At 49.6% G+C, this 280-nt stretch carries 1 pseudogene; it reads right to left on the bottom strand.

The window, feature by feature from the left end:
* Positions 1-177: pseudogene (gene dgt / locus V5P19_RS23405) on the bottom strand (deoxyguanosinetriphosphate triphosphohydrolase); the annotation flags it as partial.
* Between the last annotated feature and the right edge of the window lie 103 nt (positions 178-280).

Genomic DNA, 280 nt, shown 5'->3' on the forward strand with positions numbered 1-280 from the left:
GCGCTCCAGTGGAAAAACCTGGGTCTTTTGTTGCAGACGACGAATTGCCGGAGAGTTGATGATACGCCCGCGATCGCTCTCGAATATCCGCAGGATCTCATGTTCGGTTTTAACGCCCTGCGGTGAACGGTAACGACGATGCCAGTTTATTTTTTTTCGGAAATCAATCTGTGCCATGTCCTCTCCCGCGTGAGAAATACGCTTCCCCGTAAGCGCATGGTAAACTATGCCTTCAAATCGGGCTTATCGCGAGTAAATCTATGAAAATCGGCATCAGTGG

The sequence above is a fragment of the Enterobacter sp. UNJFSC 003 genome (assembly GCF_036903355.1).
GTDB lineage: Bacteria > Pseudomonadota > Gammaproteobacteria > Enterobacterales > Enterobacteriaceae > Enterobacter.